3 protein-coding genes are annotated in these 5,012 nt (G+C 45.6%); all 3 read left to right on the forward strand.

All coding sequences use genetic code 11. From position 1 onward, the window contains the following. A partial coding sequence (locus AC06L3_RS01080) for a family 43 glycosylhydrolase (RefSeq protein WP_475668777.1) occupies positions 1 to 955 on the forward strand: 955 nt, incomplete at its 5' end. 163 nt (positions 956 to 1,118) lie between these two features. After that, the gene (locus tag AC06L3_RS01085) at positions 1,119 to 2,603 is read left to right on the forward strand and encodes an ATP-binding protein (RefSeq protein WP_475668778.1); all 1,485 of its coding nucleotides are present in this window, start codon (positions 1,119 to 1,121) and stop codon (positions 2,601 to 2,603) included. A 36-nt stretch (positions 2,604 to 2,639) separates the two neighbouring features. After that, complete coding sequence (locus AC06L3_RS01090) at positions 2,640 to 4,877, forward strand: DEAD/DEAH box helicase (RefSeq protein WP_475668779.1); 2,238 nt, start codon at positions 2,640 to 2,642, stop codon at positions 4,875 to 4,877. Positions 4,878 to 5,012 lie beyond the last annotated feature (135 nt).

The following is a 5,012-nucleotide window of genomic DNA, read 5'->3' on the forward strand; positions in this document are numbered from 1 at the left end:
GAACAACCCCGTGTTCCCCGGTCTGCATGCTGACCCCGAGGTACTCTACAGCAATCTGACCGGCAAATACTACATCTATCCTACCACCGACGGCAGCTATCAGTGGCACAACCATGACTTCAAGTGCTTTTCGTCAACGGACCTGAAGACCTGGACCGATGAGGGCGTCATTCTGGACCTGCAGGACCTGGACTGGGGCAAGGAGTACGCCTGGGCTCCGTGCATCATTGAAAAACCGGTGTACAAAAAGACACTGTTTGGAAAACCTAAGCTCAAGGGCTACCGGTACTATTACTATTTCGTTGCCAACAAGTCCATAGGCGTGGCCGTGGCTGACCGCCCCGAAGGCCCGTTCACTGATGCCCTGGGCGGTCCTCTGCTGACCCAGGAAGACATCCATGCGCCGAATATCGTGATTGATCCCGATGTGTTCTATGATGCGAAGAGCGGTAAATACTACCTGTATTTTGGCAATTCGTATCTATGGATGGCAGAACTGGCCGATGACATGACATCAATAGTGCCCGGAACCATGCACGAACTGATTCCCCGCAGCAGGATAGGGGATTACCATTATCTTGAAGGCACATACGTGTTCGAGCGCAACGGTCTGTACTATTTCATGTGGAGCGAGAACATTACCCGTTCAGCCCGATACTGTGTCAGGTATCTCATATCGGACTCGCCGACCGGACTGGTCCGCAACGGACAGCCGGCCAGGGTGGAGGAGCAGATTATCCTGCAGCAGGACCCTTCACTGCAGATTTTCGGCACCGGCCACAATGCGGTCATCTGCAAGCCCGGCACTGACGAATGGTACATGGTCTATCACCGTTTCACCCGTCCCGAAGGCATCAAGATGGGCCTGTCAGGCGGCTACAACCGTGAAATCTGCATAGACCGCATGTATTTCAACCCCGATGGCACCATCCGCCCGGTCCGTCCGTCACTGTGACACTTTGAACATGTAACGGTGTCCAAAAAATCGCCGGTCAGGGAAGAAAAAATCCTTTCATTATACAAATATGAAGGTAATTCAATTCAGGGTATTCTTGATGAATGGAATTAGTAGGATTCGATGTGATATGCAAATCATATATTTCTAAAAAGTTAAATTGATGAACGTGAATAAACTCAGCATAACCCAACTGCTCCAAAAAGGAGAGCGAATCACTCTGGAGTGCAAGAAGGCAACATCGAATGTTCCTGACAGCTTTTGGGAATCGTACTTGGCTTTTGCAAATACGTACGGCGGTGTTATTCTGCTCGGCATAAAAGAGGATTTGGCTGAGAAGGATTTGCAGAAGCGTTTTACTGTCTTGGGTGTAGAGGACAGCGGTAAGATTGTAAAGAACTTCTGGAATCAGGTGAACAATCCGCAGAAAATCAGTGCTAATCTGCTTCGGGACGATGATGTGGAGGTGGTAGGTGTCGATGGCAAAGATGTGATTGTCATAAGCGTACCACGTGCCAGATACAATGAACGTCCGGTATTTGTGGGCGGCAGAATGACTGTAGGCAGTGTTTATAAGCGCAATTATGAAGGTGACTACAAATGCACTCAGTCAGAAATCAACACCATGATTCGTGATGCCAATGAGGATGGCAATGACGGCATTCTGATAGAGCATTACGGTATGGACGATGTTGATGAACAGACGTTGCGGGAGTATCGTCAGGAGTTCCGTGACGAGAATGTGGATCATCCCTGGAACAAATGTGACAACAAGACGTTCCTGAAGAATCTGGGTGGCTATGTGGTGGAGCGAGGTACAGGCAGAGAGGGACTGACATTGGCCGGTCTGCTGATGTTCGGCAAGGGTCTGCCCATACGCGAGCGGTTCTCAAACTTCCGCATGGATTACGTTGATTTTTCAGGCTGCAAGGGAGAGGAACGTTACCGTGACCGCCTGACATACGACGGACGTTGGGAGAACAATCTGTATCAGTTCTTCACAACGGTAAGTCCAAAAATCACCCGTGACCTGCCTCGTCCGTTCAAGCTTGTGGGCATGAAGCGTGAGGATGATACGCCTCAGCATAAGGCTGTCAGAGAAGCGTTGACCAACTCGATTATTCACTCTGACGTATTCCTGAGTGGCGGTATATTGCGTATTGAAAAGCATGATGACAGGCTTTGCTTCCGTAATCCAGGTACTTTGAAACTGCCGTTGGAGGAGATTTATGAAGGTGGCAATTCAAAGGCCCGCAACCCAAAGATGCAGGACATGCTGCGTATGATTGGTTTCGGTGAGAACCTGGGTAGCGGCTTCCCGGAGATTCTGGATGCCTGGAAGGATGCCAAGTGGAATTCACCTGTTCTGGAGGACCGGCTGGCTATAGAAGAGGTACGGCTGACGCTCCCAGTACCGTTTGCTGACTCTACTACGGAAACTACCCAAGAAACTACCCAAGAAAAGATACTTGCTGCAATTCGCCAGAATCCTTCTACAACTCGTGAACAGCTTGCCAGTGTCGTAGGAATCAGTCCGGAAGGGATAAAGTGGCATCTGGACAAGTTGAGGAAGCTGGGAATAATCAGGCATGTCGGACCGACTAAAGGCGGACATTGGGAAGTTCTTCAAAATGACGATGTACACTGATTCAGATTGTGAATTGTACGTATTATAGTTGATGTGATGCAGACAGAGGAGTGCATTTTCATATTGAAGGGTGAGATTAAGAATAATATTGCCAACTTATCCTTCAATGAAAGAACTAGAAAGTATGACGTTGTGTTTGATGGCGGCAAGCGTTACAGATACAGCCAAAGCTCTGTTGATATACTTCCTTTGGTGAAATGTACCGATGTCCCGACTACAGTCCGCAATAGGAAAAATGGTTATTATATCAGGGCTACTCATATAGATGAATTTCAGAATTCCAACTATACCGTATATCGTATTTTCAGCGAAAAGGGGGGCAATGAACGTCATTTCGACATGTTTCAGGATGATGTCGAGTTCCCTGTTCCTGATGATGCTTCCGAAAGTGTTCTTGGATATTTGAGTGAGGTGGCAAATCATATTAATATTCCTCTGGATGATGGTGAGGAAATATCCTTAGGCTCAAAGTACAAACGTCTAGGAACTGGGTTCGAAGGTTCATTGATGGCTTCATTCCTGAATCCGGATACATACAGAAACAATACTCGTCACAACGGCCTGTTGATTTTTCCTTTTGGATGCAATTCAAGCCAATACAAGGCTGTAGTTGCTGCATTGAACAATAAGTTGAGTATTATTCAGGGGCCTCCGGGGACAGGAAAGACTCAGACCATTCTCAATATAATAGCAAATTTGCTGTTGACTGGGAAAACTATGCAGGTTGTATCCAATAACAATTCTGCAGTTGAGAACGTTAAGGAAAAACTTGCCAAGCCGGAATATGGACTTGATTTTCTTGTCGCTCAGTTGGGGAATAAAGAAAACAAGGAGAAGTTCATTAACAATCAGGCAGAAGAGTATCCTAAGCTTGACGCGTGGCATATTTCTGACGAACAGAAATCTGAAATCGAGAATCAGCTGCCACACGTAACGGAACAGTTGCTGAAGCTTTATGCCAAGCAGGAAAGACTGGCCATTGTCAAGCAGGAACTGATGGAGTATGAGGTGCAGAAGTCGCATCTGCAGATTCCGGATGACATTAATTGTCCTGAGTCTTTGACATCGGATACAGCTTTAAAACTGATGAACCGCTGCACTTTTGAGTTCGAACGCAAAGGGAAACTGGGCTTTTTTACCCGATTGGCGTTGTGGCAGCAAAAAATCAGGAAAAAGGATGATGTCATTAAATATCTCCAGACTTCCTATTTCGTTCTGAAGATTGCCGAACTTCAGGAGGAAATAAATCAACTGCAATCGGCTCTACAGAACATTGATTCCTTACAGGCATCACAGGTAAAGATGTCTCTGAAATACATAAAGGGCTTCCTTGAATCAAAATATAACAATAAAAAACATAGGAAATTCGAACTGTCTGAACTGAAGACATCGTCTGATGTTTTTCTGAAAGAATATCCTATAGTCCTGAGTACAACATTTTCTGCGACAGATAATATTGGCAATCGGACTCGTTTCGATTATCTGATAATGGACGAGGCTTCTCAGGTTGATGTCGCTTCAGGTGCACTTGCATTGAACTGTACCGAAAATGCTGTCATTGTCGGAGATATCAAGCAACTCCCTAATGTTGTCACAGACCAAGTCCGGACAGAAACAGATTCAATTCTCGCCAGTTACAAAATACCGAGCGCATATCATTATACCACGAACAGTTTTCTTGAATCGGTATGCCAGTTGTTTCCTAATGTCCCGAATACATTATTGAAGGAACATTATCGCTGTCATCCTCTTATCATCGGCTTCTGTAACAAGCAATTCTATAATGGCGAACTGATTCCGATGAGAAAGGTGTCCTGCACCGATAATGCACTGATGCTTTGCATGACATCGGCCGGTTGCCATGCGCATGAAAAATCCAATTTGACACAAGCTAACGTTATTACAATTGAACTTGTTCCTCGGTTAATTTGTGAAGGATACAAAGATATTGGTGTGATTGCTCCATACAGAAATCAGGCCAATCTGATTGACAAGCAATTGGCTGAAAACAGTCGGGTGCGGAAACTTATGACCGAGAATAAAGTTGATGATGTTCCTGCGGAAACAGTTCACAAATTTCAGGGACGTGAGAATGATTGCATTATCCTTTCGACTGTTGATGATGAAATAAGTGATTTCGTTGATAAACCTCATCTGCTGAATGTTGCCGTTTCAAGAGCAAAAGACTTGTTTATTTTGCTTGTTTCCGGAAATGAGCAGAAGGATTCGAATATAAAGGATCTGATTGATTACATCAGATATTACAATAGCTGAAAATCCCAGCTGTTTGTAACCACACGGCCGGGATTCGATGCTAAAGCGATTTGCTGAGGCCTACATTTCCTGCGGGGCCTGAGGCTCGGCATTCATGTCCTCCCCTTTGTATTCGTACTTGATTCCGAGAAGATC

It is taken from the genome of Candidatus Egerieousia sp. (assembly GCF_056211015.1).